Here is a 19,602-nt window from a genome sequence, read left to right on the forward strand (position 1 = left end):
TTTTCGCCGCAATTGGCCGGTAAAGGCCGACGTTCAGCACCAATTGCTACACCCCGCAGGCTCAGCTGCCTACCATAGGCGCGCTTTAAAACGATAATGAGATTGATTATGCAAGACGAGTTGAAACTTTTACTGGGGAAAATCAGCGCATTCGCGCTTTCTGCCGCCTTCATGGCGGCATTGGTCGGCCTGGTGTTTATCGATGTGCACTGGTTGCATAACTTCGTGCATGAAACCTCGCTGACCGAAGCGGCGCAGGAACTGTTGCTGCTCGCCATCGCCGGCGGTTTTTTCGCCGCGGCCTGGCGGCAGGCGGAACGCCGCTCCGCCTGGATGCTGGTCGGCGGCTTCTTTCTCTGCATGCTGATCCGCGAGATGGACTTCGCTTTCGATGCGTTGTGGCACGGCGCCTGGGTGTGGTTCGCGCTGGCGGTCACCTTGGTCTGTCTGTGCCATGCCGCCAGGCACATTGCGGCGACGGTGCGCGGCCTGGCCGATTTCGTGACGCATCCCGGCTACGGCATGATGTGCGCCGGTCTGCTGTGCATTCTGGTGTTTTCACGCCTGTTCGGCATGAGCACGCTGTGGCAAACGCTGATGCTGGACGGCTACAACCGGGTGGTGAAAAACATGGTGGAAGAGGGTTGCGAACTGCTGGGCTACGGCCTGTGCCTGCTGGCCACCCTCAGCTACATGAAGACCGTTTTTGCGTCGAATGAAGCGAAAGTGTGAGGGCGACGGCGCTTTATTTATCCGGAACAATTTTAGTGATACTATTCGCTTAGCCGAATTCGGCTGAGAAGGTATGCGTTCCATTCTGTATACCCAGTGAGGTTTCAATCTGGCAATTGTGGGCGAGATCTGAAACCTGGCTGACCAAACCCAAAATCCAATTTTCGTACTGCATGTGATCTGTCGTGTGGGTCACCACTGTAGATAAGGAATTATTAATGCCTGTTATTACTCTTCCTGACGGTAGTCAGCGTCATTTCGACCACCCCGTTTCCCCGATGGATGTCGCGCGCGATATCGGCCCTGGCCTGGCGAAAGCCTGTATCGCCGGTCGCGTCAATGGCGAACTGGTTGATGCCAGCGATCTGATCGAATCGGATGCGCAGCTGGCCATCATCACCATCAAAGACGAAGACGGTCTGGAAATCATGCGCCACTCCTGCGCGCACCTGCTGGGTCATGCGATCAAGCAGCTGTGGCCGGATACCAAAATGGCGATCGGTCCTGTTATCGACAACGGTTTCTATTATGACGTGGATATCGACCGCACCCTGACGCAGGAAGACCTGGATCTGCTGGAAAAGCGGATGCACGAGTTGGCCGATAAGGATTACGACGTCATCAAGAAGAAGGTCAGTTGGCAAGAAGCCCGCGACACCTTCGCTGAGCGCGGCGAAATCTATAAAGTGGCGATCCTGGATGAGAACATCAGCCATGACGATCGTCCTGGCCTGTATCACCACGAAGAATACATCGACATGTGCCGCGGCCCGCACGTGCCGAACATGCGTTTCTGCCACCATTTCAAGCTGCAGAAAACCTCCGGCGCTTACTGGCGCGGTGACAGCAAAAACAAAATGCTGCAGCGTATCTACGGCACCGCCTGGGCAGACAAGAAGCAGCTGAACGCCTACCTGCAACGCCTGGAAGAGGCGGCCAAGCGCGATCACCGCAAGATCGGCAAGCAGCTCGATCTGTATCACATGCAGGAAGAAGCGCCGGGCATGGTGTTCTGGCACAACGACGGTTGGACTATCTTCCGCGAGCTGGAAGCCTTCGTGCGCATGAAGCTCAAAGAGTACCAGTACCAGGAAGTGAAAGGTCCGTTTATGATGGACCGCGTGCTGTGGGAAAAAACCGGCCACTGGGAAAACTACAAAGACGCCATGTTCACCACCGCGTCGGAAAACCGCGAATACTGCATCAAGCCGATGAACTGCCCGGGTCACGTGCAGATCTTCAACCAGGGCCTGAAGTCGTACCGCGATTTGCCGCTGCGCATGGGCGAATTCGGCAGCTGCCACCGCAACGAGCCGTCGGGTTCCCTGCACGGTCTGATGCGCGTGCGCGGCTTCACGCAGGATGACGCCCACATCTTCTGTACCGAAGAGCAGGTGCGCGCCGAAGTGAACGAATGCATTCGCATGGTCTATGACGTGTACGGCACCTTCGGCTTCGACAAGATCGCCGTCAAGCTGTCCACTCGTCCGGAAAAACGCATCGGTACCGACGACATGTGGACCCGTGCGGAAGAAGACCTGGCCGCCGCGCTGACCGAGAACGGCATTCCGTTCGAGTACCAGCCGGGCGAGGGCGCCTTCTACGGACCGAAAATTGAATTTACCCTGCATGATTGTTTGGATCGCGCATGGCAATGTGGTACCGTGCAGCTCGATTTCTTCTTGCCGGGCCGTTTGGGCGCCTCGTACGTTGGCGAAAACAACGATCGCGTCGTGCCGGTAATGATTCACCGCGCCATTTTGGGCTCCATGGAACGCTTCATCGGTATCCTTACCGAAGAATACGCCGGGTTCTACCCGACCTGGATCGCTCCGGTGCAGGTGGTGGTGATGAATATCACCGACAGCCAGTCTGATTACGTCCAGCAATTGACCAAAAAACTGCAGGATGCAGGTATTCGCGTGAAAGCGGACTTGAGAAATGAGAAGATTGGCTTTAAAATTCGCGAACATACTTTACGTCGAGTCCCTTACATGTTGGTGTGCGGCGACAAAGAGGTCGAAGCCGGCAAAGTTGCCGTTCGTACCCGCCGTGGCAAAGACCTGGGAAGCCTGGACGTAAACGAAGTCGTAGACAAGCTGCTGAAAGAGATTCGCAGCCGTAGTCTTCATCAACTGGAGGAATAAAGTATTAAAGGCGGAAAACGAGTTCAACCGGCGCGTCCTAATCGCATTAACAGAGAAATTCGCGCGCAAGAAGTTCGCCTAACCGGCGTCGATGGCGAGCAGATTGGTATTGTCAGTCTGAATGAAGCTCTTGAAAAAGCTGAGGAAGCGGGCGTTGATTTAGTAGAAATCAGCCCAAATGCCGAACCGCCAGTTTGCCGAATCATGGATTACGGCAAATTCCTCTACGAGAAGAGCAAGTCGACGAAAGAACAGAAGAAGAAGCAAAAAGTTATTCAGGTCAAGGAAATCAAATTCCGTCCTGGCACCGATGATGGCGACTATCAGGTCAAACTACGCAACCTGATTCGCTTTCTGGAAGATGGCGATAAAGCCAAAATCACCCTGCGTTTCCGTGGGCGTGAGATGGCGCACCAGCAGATCGGTATGGAAGTGCTTAACCGCGTCCGTAAAGACCTGTGTGAAGATATGGATCTGGCAGTGGTCGAATCCTTCCCTACGAAGATCGAAGGCCGCCAGATGATTATGGTGCTCGCTCCTAAGAAGAAACAGTAAGGCTTACAAGTAATGGAACCCGCGCGGCGCTTGCGCTGTGTGGGTTTTATTCGCCCAACTGATTCGTTGTTTAACAATGCGAAGTGGATTTAATTAAAATGCCAAAGATTAAAACTGTACGTGGTGCAGCCAAGCGCTTCAAAAAAACCGGCAGCGGTGGTTTTAAGCGTAAACATGCCAACCTGCGTCATATTCTGACCAAAAAAGCAACCAAGCGTAAACGTCACCTGCGTCCGAAAGGCATGGTGTCTAAAAACGATCTGGTCCTGGTTACCGCGTGCCTGCCGTACGCATAAGCCATTTTTTTTGAATTTAGAATAAGACTTTAGGAGAGAGCATATGGCTCGCGTAAAACGTGGTGTAATTGCACGCGCACGTCACAAGAAAATCATGAAGCAGGCGAAAGGCTACTACGGTGCCCGTTCGCGCGTATATCGTGTTGCCTTCCAGGCAGTAATCAAAGCAGGTCAGTATGCTTACCGTGACCGTCGTCAACGTAAGCGTCAGTTCCGTCAGCTGTGGATTGCACGTATCAACGCAGCTGCTCGTCAGAACGGTCTGTCTTACAGCAAGTTCATCAACGGCCTGAAAAAAGCCTCGATCGAAATTGACCGTAAGATCCTGGCTGACATCGCAGTCTTCGACAAAGTGGCCTTCGGCGCACTGGTTGAGAAAGCGAAAGCAGCTCTGGCGTAAGTCAGTAGAAGAGGGAGCTTGCTCCCTCTTTTAATCTTTGTTTTCAGCGACAAATATTGACTTTTATTGCCCGCCGCTATATCACTGGTGGACAATTAGCGACAAGGTACCGCAATCATGCACGCAGCTATTTTTCGTTTCTTTTTTTACTTTAGCGCCTGATTTCAGGAGGCTTTGCGCGTAAGAAAAGAAACGAAAAGTAGCGCCTAAGCCTCCCTCGTGGAGGCTTTTTTGTTTTTGGCCATCGCCTTGCCTTGCACATTGCTGCGGCGAGGGTGGCAGACACTCAGTCGGCCCTGTGCCGCGCAGGCGAGCCGGCCGGCCGGCAACGTATTGAAAAGTCTTTGAATAATGGTCAAAGGCGTGTTCGAATATAGATAACAATTACTTAGGGCCATCCCGGCCAGAGGAAGAGGAAAGCAATGCCACATCTCGCAGAGCTGGTTGCCAATGCCAAGGCAGCCGTAGAAGATGCCCAGGATGTTGCCGCGTTAGATTTGGTGCGCGTCGAATATTTTGGCAAGAAAGGTCATTTCACCTTGCAGATGCAGTCTCTGCGTGACGTACCGGCGGAAGACCGTCCGGCGGCCGGCGCGGTGATCAACCAGGCCAAGCAAGAAGTACAGGACGCCCTGAACGCGCGTAAGAACGCGCTGGAAAGCGCAGCGCTGAACGCGCGCCTGGCGGCTGAAACCATCGACGTTTCCCTGCCGGGCCGTCGCATGGAGAACGGCGGCCTGCATCCGGTGACCCGCACCATCGACCGTATCGAAACCTTCTTCGGCGAGTTGGGCTTTTCCGTTGCCACCGGCCCGGAGATTGAAGACGATTACCATAACTTCGACGCGCTGAACATTCCAGGGCATCACCCGGCGCGCGCCGACCACGATACCTTCTGGTTCGACGCCACACGCCTGCTGCGCACCCAGACTTCCGGCGTGCAGATCCGCACCATGAAGAACCAACAGCCGCCGATCCGTATCATTGCGCCGGGCCGCGTTTACCGTAACGACTACGATCAGACTCACACCCCGATGTTCCACCAGATGGAAGGGCTGATCGTCGATAAAGACATCAGTTTCACCAACCTGAAGGGCACGCTGCACGATTTCCTGAACAACTTCTTTGAAGAAGACCTGCAGGTTCGTTTCCGTCCGTCCTACTTCCCATTCACCGAGCCGTCCGCTGAAGTGGACGTGATGGGCAAGAACGGCAAGTGGCTGGAAGTGCTGGGCTGCGGCATGGTGCATCCGAACGTGCTGCGCAACGTCGGCATCGATCCGGAAGTTTACTCCGGCTTCGCCTTCGGCATGGGCATGGAGCGCCTGACGATGCTGCGTTACGGCGTCACCGACCTGCGCGCATTCTTCGAAAACGATCTGCGTTTCCTCAAACAGTTTAAGTAAGGCGGGAATATCACATGAAATTCAGTGAACTCTGGTTGCGCGAGTGGGTAAACCCGGCCATCAGCAGCGAAGCATTATCCGATCAAATCACCATGGCCGGCCTGGAAGTGGACGGCGTGGATCCGGTTGCCGGCGCGTTTAACGGCGTTGTGGTGGGTGAAGTGGTCGAGTGCGGTCAGCACCCGAACGCCGACAAACTGCGCGTCACCAAGGTCAACGTTGGCGGCGACCGCTTGCTCGACATCGTTTGCGGCGCGCCGAACTGCCGTACCGGCCTGAAAGTGGCGGTCGCCACCGTGGGCGCGGTGCTGCCGGGCGATTTCAAAATCAAAGCCGCCAAGCTGCGCGGCGAGCCTTCGGAAGGCATGCTGTGCTCGTTCTCCGAGCTGGGCATTTCCGACGATCATGACGGCATCATCGAGTTGCCGCTGGATGCGCCGATCGGCACCGACATCCGTGACTACCTGAAACTGAACGACAACACCATCGAGATCAGCGTTACCCCGAACCGCGCCGACTGCCTGGGTATCATCGGCGTCGCGCGCGACGTGGGCGTACTGAACCAGGTGGCGCTGACCGAGCCAGACATGAGCCCGGTGGCCGCTGCGATTGACGCCACGCTGCCGATCCGTGTTGACGCGCCGCAGGCGTGCCCGCGCTATCTGGGCCGCGTGGTGAAAGGCATCGACGTCAAGGCGCCAAGCCCGCTGTGGATGCGTGAAAAACTGCGTCGCTGCGGTATCCGCTCCATCGATGCGGTGGTTGACGTCACCAACTATGTGCTGCTGGAGCTTGGCCAGCCGATGCACGCTTTCGATCTGAGCCGCATCGACGGCGGCATCGTGGTGCGCATGGCGGAAGAAGGCGAAACGCTGAGGCTGCTGGACGGCAGTGAAGCCAAACTGAACGCCGACACCTTAGTGATCGCCGATCATCAAAAAGCGTTGGCGATGGGCGGCATCTTCGGTGGCGAGCATTCCGGCGTCAACGGGGAAACTCAGGACGTGCTGCTGGAATGCGCCTTCTTCAGCCCGCTGTCGATCACCGGCCGCGCGCGTCGTCACGGCCTGCACACCGACGCTTCTCACCGCTATGAGCGCGGTGTCGATCCGGCGCTGCAGTACAAAGCGATGGAACGCGCCACGCGCCTGCTGCTCGATATTTGCGGCGGTCAGGCAGGCCCGATTATCGACGTGACCCACGAGAACGAACTGCCGAAGCGCGCCACCATCACGCTGCGCCGCGAGAAACTGGATCGCCTGATCGGCCACGTGGTGCCAAGCGAGCAGGTCAGTGACATTCTGCGCCGCCTGGGTTGCCAGGTGACCGAGCAGGGCGACAGCTGGCAAGCGGTCGCGCCAAGCTGGCGTTTCGATATGGAGATCGAAGAGGATCTGGTGGAAGAAGTGGCGCGCGTTTACGGCTACGACAACATCCCGGATGTGCCGGTGCGCGCCGATCTGGTGATGACCCAGCATCGCGAAGCCGATCTGACGCTGAAGCGCGTGAAGACCATGCTGGTCGATCACGGTTATCAGGAAGCGATCACCTACAGCTTCGTCGATCCGAAGGTGCAGGCGCTGCTGCACCCGAATGAAGAAGCGCTGATCCTGCCAAGCCCGATTTCGGTAGAAATGTCGGCGATGCGCCTGTCGCTGTGGACCGGCCTGCTGTCTGCGGTGGTGTATAACCAGAACCGCCAGCAGACGCGTCTGCGCCTGTTCGAAAGCGGCCTGCGCTTTGTGCCTGATAGTGCGGCAGATCTGGGTATCCGTCAGGATGTCATGCTGGCGGGCGTGATCGCCGGCCATACGCACGATGAACATTGGGATCTGGCGCGCAAGCCCGTCGACTTCTATGATTTAAAAGGGGATCTGGAGTCCGTCCTCGAGCTGACCGGTAAATTATCCGAAATTCAGTTCCGGGCGGAAGCCAATCCGGCCCTGCATCCAGGGCAAAGTGCGGCGATTTATTTGCACGGCGAACGCGTAGGTTTCATCGGTGTGGTTCACCCGGAACTTGAACGTAAACTGGATCTTAACGGCCGCACCGTGGTGTTTGAACTGGAGTGGAACAAGCTTGCGAGCCGCGCCGTGCCTCAGGCGCGGGAGATTTCGCGCTTCCCGGCAAACCGCCGTGATATCGCCATTGTGGTGGCTGAAAACGTCCCCGCAGAAGATATTTTGGCCGAGTGTAAGAAAGTTGGCGCAAATCAGGTAGTTGGCGTAAACTTGTTTGACGTGTACCGTGGCAAGGGCGTGGCAGAAGGTGACAAGAGCCTGGCTATCAGTCTGGTATTGCAGGATACCGCTCGTACACTGGAAGAAGAGGAGATAGCCGCTACCGTTGCAAAATGCGTAGAGGCTCTAAAACAGCGATTCCAAGCATCCTTGAGGGATTGAACCTATGGCGCTTACTAAAGCTGAAATGTCAGAACACCTGTTTGAGAAGCTTGGGCTTAGCAAACGGGACGCCAAAGACCTGGTGGAACTGTTCTTTGAAGAGGTCCGTCGGGCTCTTGAGAATGGCGAACAGGTAAAACTGTCGGGTTTTGGCAACTTTGATCTGCGTGACAAGAACCAACGTCCGGGGCGTAACCCGAAGACCGGCGAAGACATTCCGATTACGGCGCGCCGTGTGGTGACCTTCCGTCCGGGACAGAAGCTGAAAAGCCGGGTAGAAAACGCCAGCCCGAAAGGGTGAGTGACGTGACATCAAAAAAGGCCGCTTGCGCGGCCTTTTTCTTTTCTGAGACAAAATTCAGTTTATTCCTAATGGGCAATGCATGAATTAAAATTATTCATTAAATCACCTCGGCGAAAATTTATTTAATCTCAATTACGGAGTATTCTTATATCTTATTTTGTGTGGTGAGTGGCCATATTTGTTGTTTCAATAACGGCCGTAATAATGGCCAGGGCCGTCGCCGCGGTGGCCACCGCCCCCGTGCGGGCCCCAGCAGCAGGCGCTCAGGGTTGAGGCCAGGGCTACAACGGTCAGCAGCATACCGATACGTTTAATCATCTTATAATCCTCCGGTGGAAATCCATTTAACTATAATTGCCGCGCCGCTTGAGAGACGTCAGTTATTCGTTAAATCTTGTCAGTGGTTATGATAATTAAAGGTGGCGGCAAACAGTGTAGGGATTGTGTAAGGCCGTCGAAAACAATCTGAAAATAGGCATCGGTGAGATAGTCGTTAAATAAGCACGCTGATATAACCACTGCAGCAAGAAAATAGAGTGAGAAGGTGAAATGAAAAAGATCCTGTTGCTGGTGTGTTTCCCGCTGTTGCTGCCGCTGGCGGCGAAGGCCGATGTCTCCGTCGATATCAACGTGCCGGGCGTTTCTCTGCATCTGGGGGATCAGGACCGTCGCGGCTACTACTGGGATGGCTACGACTGGCGTCCACCGCAGTGGTGGCATGCGCACCAGGGCCGCGGCCTGGGTGAGCGCAATGCGCGCGGTATGTACTGGGACGGCGGACGCTGGCAACCTTCGCCGCCGCGTGGCTATGAGCATCGTGGGCCGGAACGCAGCGGCAATCCATTCCACGGCGATCGCGATAGTGGCGACCACGACCGCCGTCATGACGATCGCGGTGACCATGACCGCCGCGATGGTGGCCGCGGCCAACCTTATCCACCGGGCAACGCCGGCCCGCATCGTTAATCCCTGAGTTTATCGGCGGCTGGTTTTGCCATCATTGTTGCGATGACGGGCAAGGCCAGCCGCTGCTTTCCTGAGCCACTATCCACGCAAGACTTCCCCTTGCGGCGTTAACCCCCTAATATTCGACTCAAACGTCAATTATCCGGCCACGACAGCGGCCGGCAGGGAACCGCCGCGCCATGCCAACCAGCCGTACCTTCACCTTACTGTTGCAACATCAACGCTACCGCGATAAACGCCAGCTCAGTCTGTTGGCGCTGGGCGTGGCGGTGGCGTTGCTGGTCAGCCTTTGCGCCGGCGACCAATGGATATGGCCGTCAGCGTGGTTCAGCGATCGAGCGCAACTGTTTGTTTGGCAACTGCGTTTGCCGCGCGCGCTGGCGGTGATGCTGGTCGGCGCCGCCCTGGCGGTGGCGGGCGCGGTGATGCAGGCGCTGTTTGAAAATCCTCTGGCGGAGCCCGGTCTGCTGGGCGTCGCTAACGGCGCCGGCGTAGCGCTGGTGCTGACGGTGTTGTTGGGGCACGGTTTGTTGCCGGTGGCGCTGATGAGCGCCGCCGCGATAGCCGGTGCGTTGGCGATGACCTTCTTGCTGCTGGGCTTCGCTCGCCGGCGACGTCTGACCAATGCACGGCTGTTGCTGGTCGGCGTGGCGCTGGGCATCGTGTGCAGCGCGCTGATGACCTGGGCGGTCTATTTCAGCACCAGCCTCGATCTGCGGCAGCTGATGTACTGGATGATGGGCGGTTTCGGCGGCGTCGACTGGCGCCAAAAGTGGCTGGTGCTGGCGCTGCTGCCGGTGTTGCTGTGGCTGTGTGGCCAGGGCCGAGCGCTCAACCTGATGGCGCTGGGCGAGGTGCAGGCGCGCCAGCTCGGGCTGTCGCTGCATGTGTGGCGTAACCTGCTGGTGCTGGCGATCGGCTGGCTGGTTGGCGTCAGCGTGGCGCTCGCCGGGGTGATCGGCTTCGTTGGGCTGGTGATCCCGCATATTTTGCGGCTCACCGGCCTGACAGACCAGCGCTATCTGCTGCCGGCCTGCGCGCTGGCGGGGGCCGGGGTGTTGCTGGTGGCCGATGTGATCGCCCGCGTTGCGCTGCTGGCGGCCGAGCTGCCGATCGGCGTGGTGACAGCCACGCTGGGGGCGCCGCTATTTATCTGGTTACTGACCCGGACAAAAGGCGTAAGGTAGTTTTCTTCATTCACCTGCCATTAAAAAACCAAAGGATGACAACCGATGAGCAAGCCAATCGACAACCTGCCGTTACAAACCATCGAAAATCAGACGACCACGCTGGGTGCCTATCAGGGCAAGGTGCTGCTGGTGGTCAACGTGGCCTCGGAGTGCGGCCTGACCAAGCAGTACGAAGGGCTGGAAGCGCTGTACGAAACCTATCGCGAGCGGGGGCTGGAAGTGCTGGGGTTCCCGTCCAATGAATTCCTGGGCCAGGAGCCGGGCAGCAACGAAGAGATCCTGGCGTTTTGCCGCGGCACCTTCGGCGTGCAATTCCCAATGTTTGCCAAGATTGAGGTGAACGGCGAACACCGTCATCCGCTGTACCAAGCGTTGATTGCCGCACAGCCGGAGGCCGTCGCGCCGGAAGGCAGCGAGTTCCTGGCGCGGATGACCAGCAAAGGGCGTGCGCCGAAGCATCCCGGCGATATTCTGTGGAACTTTGAGAAATTCCTTATCGCGCGCGACGGCACGGTGATCCAGCGCTTCTCGCCTGACACCACACCTGAGGATCCGGCGCTGGTGGCGGCGGTGAAACAGGCGCTGGCAGGGTAATACGGATGCTGCAACTCGTTGAGGTTGGGGTGGCGGGGCGCCTGGCGCCTTTTTCGGCACAGATTGACGGCGGGTTGCAGGTTCACCTGATCGGCCCAAATGGCGCAGGGAAGAGTACCCTGCTGGCGCGGGTGGCGGGTATGCTGCCGGGGCGGGGCGAAGTCTGCCTGGACGGACGCGCGCTCTCCGATTATCCGGGGAGCGAGCTGGCGCGTCGACGCGGTTATCTCAGCCAGCAACAGCCGCCGGTGTCGCTGATGCCGGTGTTTCAGTATTTGGCGTTGCACCGGCCTGCCGGCGCGGCGCAAACCGAGGTGGAACACACCATCCTCTATCTGTGCCAGCGGTTGAAGCTGGTGGATAAACTGTCACGCATGCTGACACAGCTTTCAGGTGGAGAATGGCAACGGGTGCGGCTGGCGGCGGTATTGCTGCAGGTGTGGCCCAGCGTTAACCCGCACAGCCGATTGTTGTTGCTGGATGAACCAACCAATAGCCTGGATGTGGCGCAAAAGGTCGCGCTGGATCGCCTGCTGCGCGAATTCTGCCAAAGTGGGCGCAGCGCGCTGGTGTGCGCACACGATCTGAATCATACCCTGCAGCAGGCCGATCGGGTTTGGTTGTTGCACGCTGGGCAGTTGGTCGCGCAGGGCATCACCCGTGAGGTGATGGCGCCCGCACTGTTGTCGCAGATCTATGAAGTGGATTTCCACCTGCAATGGGTGGGGAACCAGCGTTGGATCATGACCCGCACGGCTTAATTCGCCCTGGGGTATAAATATAAACGAAAACTAAACGTAGTGAATATAAATAGCCGGGTAATCATCGGCTATTATTGTGCTGCCTCTCATTTTCTCGTGAGTTTTCTTGAAAAACGCCAATGACGTGCTACGCTTGATTCGGCAAAAATAAAATAAGTAAATAATTATTAATAAATATAATTACCTGATTTACATAATAAATTTAAATTAATGATGACAGCGCCTATCCATCAGTTCTCTTACTGATGACAAGCCTCGTCTTAAGGTTTAGTTAAGCTTGCGGCCTTACATTGGCAGTTAATCCACGGAAACGATTCTTCTCTGGCGTTTAATATTCGTTAAACGAAAGGGATTTACAGTGTCATCAAAAGCAGCTCGATACGTTTGGGGTTAACTATGGATCAATTTTTGCCTTTCTCTCGTCCGGCCATCGGCGACGAAGAAATCGCCGCGGTAGAGAAAGTGTTGCGTTCCGGCTGGATCACCACCGGGCCGCAAAACCAGCAACTGGAAAATGACTTCTGTTCCACTTTCGGCTGTAAGCACGCCATCGCCGTCAGTTCCGCCACCGCGGGCATGCACATCACGCTGATGGCGCTGGGCATCGGGCCCGGCGACGAAGTCATCACCCCTTCGCAAACCTGGGTTTCCACCCTCAACATGATCGAACTGCTGGGCGCTACGCCGGTAATGATCGACGTTGACCGTGAGACCTTGATGGTCAGCGCTGCCGATGTCGAGGCTGCCATCACCCCGAAAACCAAAGCGATTGTTCCAGTGCATTATGCCGGCGCCCCCCTGCAGATGGACGCTTTGCGCGCCGTGGCCGAACGCCATCGTCTGCCGTTAATCGAAGACGCCGCCCATGCGGTCGGCACGCGTTACAACGGCGAATGGGTCGGCGCGCGCGGCACGGCGATTTTCTCGTTCCACGCGATTAAGAACGTGACCTGCGCCGAAGGCGGCCTGATCGCCACCGACGACGATGCGCTGGCGGATCGCCTGCGTTGCCTGAAGTTCCACGGCCTGGCCGTCGATGCCTTCGATCGCCAGCAGCTAGGACGCAAACCGCAGGCCGAAGTGGTGGAGCCGGGTTACAAATACAACCTGTCCGACATTCACGCGGCGATCGCCGTGGTGCAGCTGTCGCGCTTCGCTGAGCTGAACGCACGGCGTAAGGCGCTGGCACAGCGCTACCTGAGCGCGTTGGAAGGCTCGCCGTTCCAGCCGTTGGGCGTGCCGGATTATCCGCATGACCACGCCTGGCACCTGTTTATGGTGCGCGTCGATCCCGAGCGCTGCGGCCTCGATCGCGACCAACTGATGGAGCGCCTGAAAGAGGTTGGCATCGGCACCGGGCTGCATTTCCGTGCCGCGCACACCCAGAAATTCTACCGTGAGCGCTATCCGCAGCTGTCGTTGCCGAATACCGAATGGAACTCGGCGCGGCTGTGCACCTTACCGCTATTCCCTGACATGACCGACGCCGACGTGGATCGCGTGGTCAATGCCTTGTCTTCTGTTGTGGAGTCTTTACGTGTCTCGCGTTGAACCGATTAAAAAAGTGTCGGTAGTCATTCCGGTATACAACGAGCAGGAAAGCCTGCCGGCGTTGCTGGAGCGTACTACTGCCGCCTGTAAGCAGTTATCTCAACCTTATGAAATCATCCTCGTCGACGATGGCAGCAGCGACAACTCCGCTGACATGCTGACCGCGGCGGCGGAAAAGCCGGACAGCCACGTGATCGCCGTTTTGCTGAACCGCAACTACGGCCAACACTCGGCGATCATGGCCGGTTTCAACCAGGTGACCGGCGATCTGGTGATTACGCTGGACGCCGATCTGCAGAACCCGCCGGAGGAGATCCCTCGTTTGGTTAGCGTGGCGGAAGAGGGCTATGACGTGGTGGGCACCGTGCGCGCCAACCGTCAGGACTCCTGGTTCCGCAAAAGTGCCTCGCGCGTGATCAACATGATGATTCAACGCGCCACCGGCAAGTCGATGGGGGACTACGGCTGCATGCTGCGCGCCTACCGTCGTCATATCGTTGAGGCGATGCTGCACTGTCATGAGCGCAGCACCTTTATCCCGATTCTGGCGAACACCTTCGCCCGCCGTACCACCGAGATCGACGTGCGCCACGCTGAGCGCGAGTTTGGCGACTCCAAGTACAGCCTGATGAAGCTGATCAACCTGATGTATGACCTGATCACCTGCCTCACCACTACGCCGCTGCGTTTGCTCAGCGTGGTCGGCAGCATCGTGGCGCTGTCCGGGTTTGTGCTGGCGCTGGTGCTGATTGCGCTGCGTCTGCTGCTCGGCCCTGAATGGGCCGCCGGCGGCGTGTTCACCCTTTTCGCCGTCCTGTTCACCTTTATCGGCGCCCAGTTTGTCGGCATGGGGCTGTTGGGTGAATACATCGGCCGTATCTATACCGACGTGCGTGCGCGTCCTCGCTATTTTGTTCAGAAAGTGGTCGGTGCACAGCATGACCACAATACTCAGGAAGAAGAATGATGAAAGCTATTGTATTTGCTTACCATGATATTGGCTGCGCAGGTCTGAAAGCGCTGACTGAGGCGGGTTATGACGTGCAGGCCGTGTTCACGCACACCGACGACCCTGGTGAGAACAACTTCTTCTCCTCTGTGGCCCGTTTGGGCGCCGAATTGGATCTGCCGGTCTATGCGCCGGAAGACGTAAATCACCCGCTGTGGGTTGACCGCATTCGCGCACTGCAGCCGGACGTGATCTTCTCGTTCTATTACCGCCACATGCTGAGCGACGAGATCTTGTCGCTGGCGCCGCAGGGCGGTTTCAACCTGCACGGCTCGTTGCTGCCGCGTTACCGCGGCCGCGCGCCGGTGAACTGGGCGCTGGTGAATGGCGAAACCGAAACCGGCGCCACGCTGCACAAAATGGTGAAACGCCCGGACGCCGGTGACATCGTCGGTCAGCAGAAAGTGACCATTGCCGACAGCGACACCGCGCTGACGCTGCACAAAAAAGTGCTGGAAGCCGCGCAGATCGTGTTGAAAGAGCAGCTGCCGAAGCTGAAGAACGGCACCGCCACCTTCACCCGGCAGGATGAGTCTCAGGCCAGCTACTTCGGTCGCCGCACCCCGGCGGACGGTGAGATCCTGTGGCACAAATCCGCCAAAGAGATCAACAACCTGGTGCGCGCCGTCACCGAGCCGTACCCGGGTGCCTTCAGCTACCTCGGTCAGCGCAAGCTGATCGTCTGGCGCTCTCGCGTGCTGGACACCCAACACGATAAACAGCCGGGCACCGTGCTGAGCACCTCGCCGCTGGTCATCGCCTGTGGCGAAGGTGCGCTGGAGATCGTCGCCGGTCAGAACGACAGCGGTCTGTATGTGCAGGGCAGCCGCCTGGCGCAGGAAATGGGTATCGTCACCGACGTGCGTTTGGCCGCCAAGCCAAATGCCGTAATGAAACGCCGCACCCGCGTGCTGATCCTCGGGGTCAACGGCTTCATCGGCAACCACCTGACCGAGCGCCTGCTGCGCGATGACCGCTACGACATCTACGGTCTGGATATCGGTTCCGACGCCATCAGCCGCTTCCTCGACAACCCGCGTTTCCACTTTGTGGAAGGCGACATCAGCATCCACTCCGAGTGGATCGAGTATCACATCAAAAAATGCGACGTGGTGCTGCCGCTGGTGGCGATCGCGACGCCGATCGAATACACCCGTAACCCGCTGCGCGTGTTCGAGCTGGACTTCGAAGAGAACCTGAAGATCGTTCGCGACTGCGTGAAATACAACAAGCGCATCATCTTCCCGTCCACATCTGAAGTGTACGGCATGTGCGACGATAAAGAGTTCGACGAAGACCATTCGCGTCTGATCGTCGGGCCAATCAACAAGCAGCGCTGGATCTATTCGGTCTCCAAACAGCTGCTGGATCGGGTGATCTGGGCTTACGGCGCCAAAGAAGGCCTGAAGTTCACGCTGTTCCGTCCGTTCAACTGGATGGGGCCGCGCCTGGATAACCTGGACGCTGCGCGCATCGGCTCTTCCCGCGCCATCACCCAACTGATCCTCAACCTGGTGGAAGGTTCGCCGATCAAACTGATGGACGGCGGCGCGCAGAAACGTTGCTTCACCGACATCAACGACGGCATCGAAGCGCTGTTCCGCATCATCGAGAACCGCGACGGCCTGTGCGACGGCCAGATCGTCAACATCGGCAACCCGACCAACGAAGCGAGCATTCGCGAGCTGGCGGAAATGCTGCTGGAAAGCTTCAACAACCACCCGTTGCGCGATCGCTTCCCGCCGTTTGCCGGCTTCAAGGACGTAGAGAGCAGCAGCTACTACGGCAAAGGTTACCAGGACGTCGAGCACCGCACGCCGAGCATCAAAAACGCTCACCGCCTGCTGGGTTGGCAGCCGACCATCGAGATGAAGCAAACCGTCGCCGATACGCTGGACTACTTCCTGCGCACAACCGTTCAGGAAGGGAACGGTGCATGAAGAAAGTCGGTCTGCGGGTTGATGTAGATACCTTCAGCGGCACCCGTGAAGGGGTGCCGCAGTTGCTGGACCTGTTCGAAAAGTACGACATTCAGGCCAGCTTCTTCTTCAGCGTGGGACCGGACAACATGGGGCGCCATCTTTGGCGCCTTTTGCGTCCGAAATTTCTGTGGAAAATGCTGCGTTCGAACGCCGCCTCGCTGTACGGCCTGGATATTCTGCTGGCCGGCACCGCCTGGCCGGGGCGCAATATTTCGCGCGCGTTGGGGCCGCTGATGAAGCGCACCGCCGAAGCCGGCCATGAAGTCGGGCTGCACGCCTGGGATCACCAGGGCTGGCAGGCCAAGGTCGGCAAGTGGAGCGAGGTGCAATTGACCGAGCAGGTGCAATTGGGTGTCGACGCCCTGAGCGCCTGCACCGGCCAGCCGGTGAAATGCTCCGCCGTGGCGGGCTGGCGCGCCGATACGCGCGTGCTGGAGGTCAAGCAGCGCTTCGGCTTCCATTACAACAGCGATTGCCGCGGCACTCATCCGTTCCGTCCGGTGCTGAGCGACGGGCGTCACGGTACGGTGCAGATCCCGGTGACGTTGCCGACCTTCGATGAAGTGATTGGCAGCGAAGTCAGCATGGCCGACTTCAACGACTACATTCTGCGCGCCATCGAGAACGATCGCGGCGTACCGGTGTACACCATTCACACCGAAGTGGAAGGCATGTCGCAAGCGGCGATGTTCGAACAGTTATTGCAACGCGCACGGCAGCAGGGCATCGAATTCTGCCCGCTGAGCGCGCTGTTACCGCAAGATTTGGCGTCACTGCCGTTGGGCCGCATCAAGCGCGCTCCTTTCCCCGGCCGCGAAGGTTGGCTGGGCTGTCAAACCGATGTGAAGGACGTTACATGAAGGCGCTAAAAGGATCCTGGGCCATTCTGCTGGCCGTTTTTTTTGCTCTGGTCTATCTGATCCCGCTTAACGGTCGCCTGCTGTGGCAGCCGGATGAAACGCGTTATGCCGAGATCAGCCGTGAGATGCTGCAACGCGGCGATTGGGTGGTGCCGCACCTGCTGGGGCTGCGCTATTTCGAGAAGCCGGTAGCGGGTTACTGGTTCAATAACATCAGCCAATGGCTGTTCGGCGAAAACAACTTTGCGGTGCGCTTCGGCTCGGTGTTCAGCACCGGCATGACCGCGCTGCTGGTGTTCGCGCTGGCGATGCTGATGTGGCGCAATGCGCGGCGCGCCAGCCTGGCGGCGCTGATGTTCCTGTCGATGGTGCTGGTGTTCAGCATCGGCACTTACAGCGTGTTGGATCCGATGATTTCGCTGTGGCTGGCGGCGGCGATGGTCAGCTATTACCTGACGCTGAAGGCCTCCTCGGTCAAGGGCAAGCTGGGCGCTTACGCCTTGCTGGGCCTGGCCTGCGGCATGGGCTTTATGACCAAGGGCTTCCTGGCGCTGGCGGTGCCGGTGATCGCGGTGATCCCGATTGTCATTCAGCAACGTCGCATCAAGGATCTGCTGTGCTACGGCCCGGTGGCGATCGTTACCGCCACGTTGCTCAGCCTGCCGTGGGCGCTGGCGATCGCGCAACGTGAGCCCGATTTCTGGAATTACTTCTTCTGGGTCGAGCACATTCAGCGCTTCGCCGAAGATAACGCCCAGCACAAGGCGCCGTTCTGGTATTACCTGCCGGTTCTGCTGGCGGCGGTGCTGCCTTGGCTGGCGCTGCTGCCCGGCGCGCTGCTCAAAGGTTGGCGCGAGCGCGTACAGCGTCCGGAGCTGTTCTTCCTGCTGAGTTGGGCGCTGATGCCGCTGATCTTCTTCAGCATCGCCAAAGGCAAGCTGCCGACCTACATTCTGCCGTGCATGGCGCCGCTGGCGCTGCTGATGACCGCCTATGCGGAAGACTATGCCGCCACGCTGCGCGCCAGGCTGTTCAAGGCCAACGCCTGGTTGAACGGCCTGTTCGGGCTGATCGGCATCGTGGCGCTGGTGGTGTTGAGCTCCGGTCTGCTGCCGAAAGCGCATCTGTTTACTCCCCAGGAGTGGCCGAAAGTAGTGCTCGGCCTGATCGCCTTCGGCGGCTGGCTGCTGTTCGCACTGGTTTCTGCGCGCGATAACGGCCGCCAATGGCGCTGGGCGGCGGCTTGCCCGGTGCTGCTGTGCCTGGTGATCGGTTACGCCATCCCGCAACAGGTGACCGATTCCAAACTGCCGCAAAACTTCGCCCGCGCCACGATGGCCGAACTGAGCGACAGCCGCTATGTGTTGAGCGACAGCGTCGGATTGGCGGCCGGCCTGGCCTGGGAACTGAAGCGCAGCGACGTGCTGATGTACAGCCAGAAAGGCGAGGTGGCCTATGGTCTGGAGTATCCGGACGCCAAGGGGCACCTGATCAGCGATGCCGACTTCCCGCAGTGGCTGGCACAGGCGCGCAAGCAGGGAAATGTGTCGCTGGTGTTGCAGCTGTCCCGTGATGAAGCGCTGCCGCAGGAGCTGCCGGCCGCAGACAAGGTGGATCGCATGAACCGTCTGGTGCTGATGTGGTATAAACAGCAACCATGATCGGTTTTCTGTTGGTGATAGTGGTCAGTCTGCTCACCTGTGGTGGGCAGCTGTGCCAGAAACAGGCGGCGCACTGCTGGGAACGGGCGGACGAGGCGCGGCTGAAACAGACGCTGCGCTGGTTGGCGCTGGCGGTGTTGCTGTTGGGGCTGGGCATGGCGGTGTGGCTCAATGTGCTGCAACGCCTGCCGCTCAGCCTGGCTTACCCGATGCTCAGCCTGAACTTCGTGATGGTGACGCTGGCGGCGCGCTGGCTGTTTCATGAGCCGACAACCGTTCGCCACTGGTGCGGCGTGGCGTCGATTATGCTGGGGATCCTGCTGATGAGCGTGCATTCATGAGGGGCTATGCCTGGGGCGCCGCCAGCGTGTTGCTGGTGACGCTGGCGCAGTTGCTGATGAAGTGGGGCATGGTGCAAATCCCGCTGATGTCGTTCGCCGACGTCTCGTTGGCGCTGATCGGCGACTACTGGCTGCCGCTGCTGGCGGTGGGCGGTGGCATCTTCGGTTATGCGCTGTCGATGCTGTGTTGGTTCTTTGCGCTGCGCCATCTGCCGTTAAACCGCGCTTATCCTCTGCTGAGCGTCAGCTATGCGTTGGTTTACCTGGCGGCGGTGATCCTGCCGTGGTTTAACGAATCCGCTACGCTGCTGAAAACGTTGGGCACGCTGTTTATTCTGTTCGGCGTCTGGCTGATTAACAGCAAACCCGAGACAAAATCGCCGCAATAGGGCCAAAACCGGCGATCCTGCTATTATCTCCCTCATGGCGCTTGCCTTTTTCCCCG

At 58.3% G+C, this 19,602-nt stretch carries 21 protein-coding genes and 1 other annotated feature; of the genes, 20 read left to right on the forward strand and 1 reads right to left on the reverse strand.

Annotated features, from left to right (window positions below):
* Window positions 1–108 precede the first annotated feature (108 nt).
* From GT753_RS06720 to ihfA, 9 genes are all read left to right on the forward strand, one after another.
* Window positions 109–732 (forward strand): hypothetical protein, encoded by a 624-nt coding sequence (locus tag GT753_RS06720; protein WP_160125415.1) that lies wholly within the window; start codon window positions 109–111, stop codon window positions 730–732.
* 218 nt (window positions 733–950) lie between these two features.
* Window positions 951–2,879, forward strand: coding sequence for a threonine--tRNA ligase (gene thrS / locus GT753_RS06725; protein ID WP_015377696.1), 1,929 nt, complete (start codon window positions 951–953; stop codon window positions 2,877–2,879).
* 3 nt (window positions 2,880–2,882) lie between these two features.
* Window positions 2,883–3,434 carry a translation initiation factor IF-3 gene (infC, locus tag GT753_RS06730; protein WP_048233542.1) on the forward strand — a complete coding sequence of 184 codons (552 nt, stop codon included), beginning with the start codon at window positions 2,883–2,885 and terminating at the stop codon, window positions 3,432–3,434.
* A 98-nt stretch (window positions 3,435–3,532) separates the two neighbouring features.
* Entirely contained in the window at window positions 3,533–3,730 is a 198-nt protein-coding gene (rpmI, locus tag GT753_RS06735; RefSeq protein ID WP_004931418.1) for a 50S ribosomal protein L35, read from the forward strand.
* Between the two features lie 43 nt (window positions 3,731–3,773).
* Window positions 3,774–4,130, forward strand: a complete 357-nt coding sequence (gene rplT / locus GT753_RS06740) for a 50S ribosomal protein L20 (protein WP_004931417.1) — start codon at window positions 3,774–3,776, stop codon at window positions 4,128–4,130.
* 113 nt (window positions 4,131–4,243) lie between these two features.
* Window positions 4,244–4,366, forward strand: a sequence feature (Phe leader region).
* Complete coding sequence (gene pheM / locus GT753_RS06745) at window positions 4,248–4,292, forward strand: pheST operon leader peptide PheM (RefSeq protein WP_121626058.1); 45 nt, start codon at window positions 4,248–4,250, stop codon at window positions 4,290–4,292. (Overlaps the previous feature by 45 nt.)
* A gap of 186 nt (window positions 4,367–4,552) precedes the next feature.
* Window positions 4,553–5,536, forward strand: coding sequence for a phenylalanine--tRNA ligase subunit alpha (gene pheS / locus GT753_RS06750; protein WP_004931416.1), 984 nt, complete (start codon window positions 4,553–4,555; stop codon window positions 5,534–5,536).
* Between the two features lie 14 nt (window positions 5,537–5,550).
* On the forward strand, window positions 5,551–7,938 hold the full coding sequence (pheT, locus tag GT753_RS06755; RefSeq protein ID WP_015377697.1) for a phenylalanine--tRNA ligase subunit beta: 2,388 nt from the start codon (window positions 5,551–5,553) through the stop codon (window positions 7,936–7,938).
* Between the two features lie 4 nt (window positions 7,939–7,942).
* Window positions 7,943–8,239: an integration host factor subunit alpha gene (gene ihfA / locus GT753_RS06760; RefSeq protein ID WP_004931414.1), complete on the forward strand. Its 297-nt coding sequence runs from the start codon at window positions 7,943–7,945 to the stop codon at window positions 8,237–8,239.
* A 189-nt stretch (window positions 8,240–8,428) separates the two neighbouring features.
* On the opposite strand, the gene GT753_RS25915 is transcribed toward ihfA, so the two are convergent.
* Window positions 8,429–8,560, reverse strand: a complete 132-nt coding sequence (locus tag GT753_RS25915; protein ID WP_015377698.1) for a hypothetical protein — start codon at window positions 8,558–8,560, stop codon at window positions 8,429–8,431.
* Between the two features lie 231 nt (window positions 8,561–8,791).
* On the opposite strand from GT753_RS25915, the gene GT753_RS06765 reads away from it, so the two are divergent.
* The 11 genes from GT753_RS06765 (at window position 8,792) to arnF (ending at window position 19,546) form a co-directional block, all read left to right on the forward strand.
* Complete coding sequence (locus GT753_RS06765; protein ID WP_015377699.1) at window positions 8,792–9,208, forward strand: DUF2502 domain-containing protein; 417 nt, start codon at window positions 8,792–8,794, stop codon at window positions 9,206–9,208.
* A 179-nt stretch (window positions 9,209–9,387) separates the two neighbouring features.
* Window positions 9,388–10,395 carry a vitamin B12 ABC transporter permease BtuC gene (btuC, locus tag GT753_RS06770; RefSeq protein ID WP_004931412.1) on the forward strand — a complete coding sequence of 336 codons (1,008 nt, stop codon included), beginning with the start codon at window positions 9,388–9,390 and terminating at the stop codon, window positions 10,393–10,395.
* 45 nt (window positions 10,396–10,440) lie between these two features.
* Entirely contained in the window at window positions 10,441–10,992 is a 552-nt protein-coding gene (locus GT753_RS06775) for a glutathione peroxidase (RefSeq protein WP_004931411.1), read from the forward strand.
* Window positions 10,993–10,997: 5 nt separating this feature from the next.
* Entirely contained in the window at window positions 10,998–11,753 is a 756-nt protein-coding gene (gene btuD / locus GT753_RS06780) for a vitamin B12 ABC transporter ATP-binding protein BtuD (RefSeq protein ID WP_021505482.1), read from the forward strand.
* 396 nt (window positions 11,754–12,149) lie between these two features.
* The gene (gene arnB / locus GT753_RS06785) at window positions 12,150–13,304 is read left to right on the forward strand and encodes a UDP-4-amino-4-deoxy-L-arabinose aminotransferase (protein ID WP_160125416.1); all 1,155 of its coding nucleotides are present in this window, start codon (window positions 12,150–12,152) and stop codon (window positions 13,302–13,304) included.
* A complete protein-coding gene (gene arnC / locus GT753_RS06790) occupies window positions 13,291–14,271 on the forward strand; it encodes an undecaprenyl-phosphate 4-deoxy-4-formamido-L-arabinose transferase (RefSeq protein ID WP_015377702.1) in 981 nt (326 codons plus the stop codon). The genes arnB and arnC overlap by 14 nt, the downstream gene beginning before the upstream one ends.
* The gene (gene arnA / locus GT753_RS06795; protein WP_075684735.1) at window positions 14,271–16,253 is read left to right on the forward strand and encodes a bifunctional UDP-4-amino-4-deoxy-L-arabinose formyltransferase/UDP-glucuronic acid oxidase ArnA; all 1,983 of its coding nucleotides are present in this window, start codon (window positions 14,271–14,273) and stop codon (window positions 16,251–16,253) included. Before arnC ends, arnA begins: the two co-directional genes overlap by 1 nt.
* The gene (arnD, locus tag GT753_RS06800) at window positions 16,250–17,155 is read left to right on the forward strand and encodes a 4-deoxy-4-formamido-L-arabinose-phosphoundecaprenol deformylase (RefSeq protein WP_160125417.1); all 906 of its coding nucleotides are present in this window, start codon (window positions 16,250–16,252) and stop codon (window positions 17,153–17,155) included. Before arnA ends, arnD begins: the two co-directional genes overlap by 4 nt.
* Window positions 17,152–18,816 (forward strand): lipid IV(A) 4-amino-4-deoxy-L-arabinosyltransferase, encoded by a 1,665-nt coding sequence (gene arnT, locus GT753_RS06805; protein ID WP_021505478.1) that lies wholly within the window; start codon window positions 17,152–17,154, stop codon window positions 18,814–18,816. Before arnD ends, arnT begins: the two co-directional genes overlap by 4 nt.
* Window positions 18,813–19,157 carry a 4-amino-4-deoxy-L-arabinose-phosphoundecaprenol flippase subunit ArnE gene (gene arnE / locus GT753_RS06810; RefSeq protein ID WP_004931404.1) on the forward strand — a complete coding sequence of 115 codons (345 nt, stop codon included), beginning with the start codon at window positions 18,813–18,815 and terminating at the stop codon, window positions 19,155–19,157. The genes arnT and arnE overlap by 4 nt, the downstream gene beginning before the upstream one ends.
* On the forward strand, window positions 19,154–19,546 hold the full coding sequence (gene arnF / locus GT753_RS06815; RefSeq protein WP_004931403.1) for a 4-amino-4-deoxy-L-arabinose-phosphoundecaprenol flippase subunit ArnF: 393 nt from the start codon (window positions 19,154–19,156) through the stop codon (window positions 19,544–19,546). The genes arnE and arnF overlap by 4 nt, the downstream gene beginning before the upstream one ends.
* Window positions 19,547–19,602: the final 56 nt, after the last annotated feature.

The sequence above is a fragment of the Serratia sp. Z4 genome, from assembly GCF_009900725.1.
In the GTDB taxonomy this organism is placed as follows: domain Bacteria; phylum Pseudomonadota; class Gammaproteobacteria; order Enterobacterales; family Enterobacteriaceae; genus Serratia; species Serratia nematodiphila.

Bases quoted from the DNA above. Each gene is read 5' to 3' on its own strand.
- GT753_RS06720 (WP_160125415.1), top strand. From the start codon at position 109: ATGCAAGACGAGTTGAAACTTTTACTGGGGAAAATCAGCGCATTCGCG.
- thrS (WP_015377696.1), top strand. From the start codon at position 951: ATGCCTGTTATTACTCTTCCTGACGGTAGTCAGCGTCATTTCGACCAC.
- rpmI (WP_004931418.1), top strand. From the start codon at position 3,533: ATGCCAAAGATTAAAACTGTACGTGGTGCAGCCAAGCGCTTCAAAAAA.
- rplT (WP_004931417.1), top strand. From the start codon at position 3,774: ATGGCTCGCGTAAAACGTGGTGTAATTGCACGCGCACGTCACAAGAAA.
- pheS (WP_004931416.1), top strand. From the start codon at position 4,553: ATGCCACATCTCGCAGAGCTGGTTGCCAATGCCAAGGCAGCCGTAGAA.
- pheT (WP_015377697.1), top strand. From the start codon at position 5,551: ATGAAATTCAGTGAACTCTGGTTGCGCGAGTGGGTAAACCCGGCCATC.
- ihfA (WP_004931414.1), top strand. From the start codon at position 7,943: ATGGCGCTTACTAAAGCTGAAATGTCAGAACACCTGTTTGAGAAGCTT.
- GT753_RS25915 (WP_015377698.1), bottom strand. From the start codon at position 8,560: ATGATTAAACGTATCGGTATGCTGCTGACCGTTGTAGCCCTGGCCTCA.
- GT753_RS06765 (WP_015377699.1), top strand. From the start codon at position 8,792: ATGAAAAAGATCCTGTTGCTGGTGTGTTTCCCGCTGTTGCTGCCGCTG.
- btuC (WP_004931412.1), top strand. From the start codon at position 9,388: ATGCCAACCAGCCGTACCTTCACCTTACTGTTGCAACATCAACGCTAC.
- GT753_RS06775 (WP_004931411.1), top strand. From the start codon at position 10,441: ATGAGCAAGCCAATCGACAACCTGCCGTTACAAACCATCGAAAATCAG.
- btuD (WP_021505482.1), top strand. From the start codon at position 10,998: ATGCTGCAACTCGTTGAGGTTGGGGTGGCGGGGCGCCTGGCGCCTTTT.
- arnB (WP_160125416.1), top strand. From the start codon at position 12,150: ATGGATCAATTTTTGCCTTTCTCTCGTCCGGCCATCGGCGACGAAGAA.
- arnA (WP_075684735.1), top strand. From the start codon at position 14,271: ATGAAAGCTATTGTATTTGCTTACCATGATATTGGCTGCGCAGGTCTG.
- arnD (WP_160125417.1), top strand. From the start codon at position 16,250: ATGAAGAAAGTCGGTCTGCGGGTTGATGTAGATACCTTCAGCGGCACC.
- arnT (WP_021505478.1), top strand. From the start codon at position 17,152: ATGAAGGCGCTAAAAGGATCCTGGGCCATTCTGCTGGCCGTTTTTTTT.
- arnE (WP_004931404.1), top strand. From the start codon at position 18,813: ATGATCGGTTTTCTGTTGGTGATAGTGGTCAGTCTGCTCACCTGTGGT.
- arnF (WP_004931403.1), top strand. From the start codon at position 19,154: ATGAGGGGCTATGCCTGGGGCGCCGCCAGCGTGTTGCTGGTGACGCTG.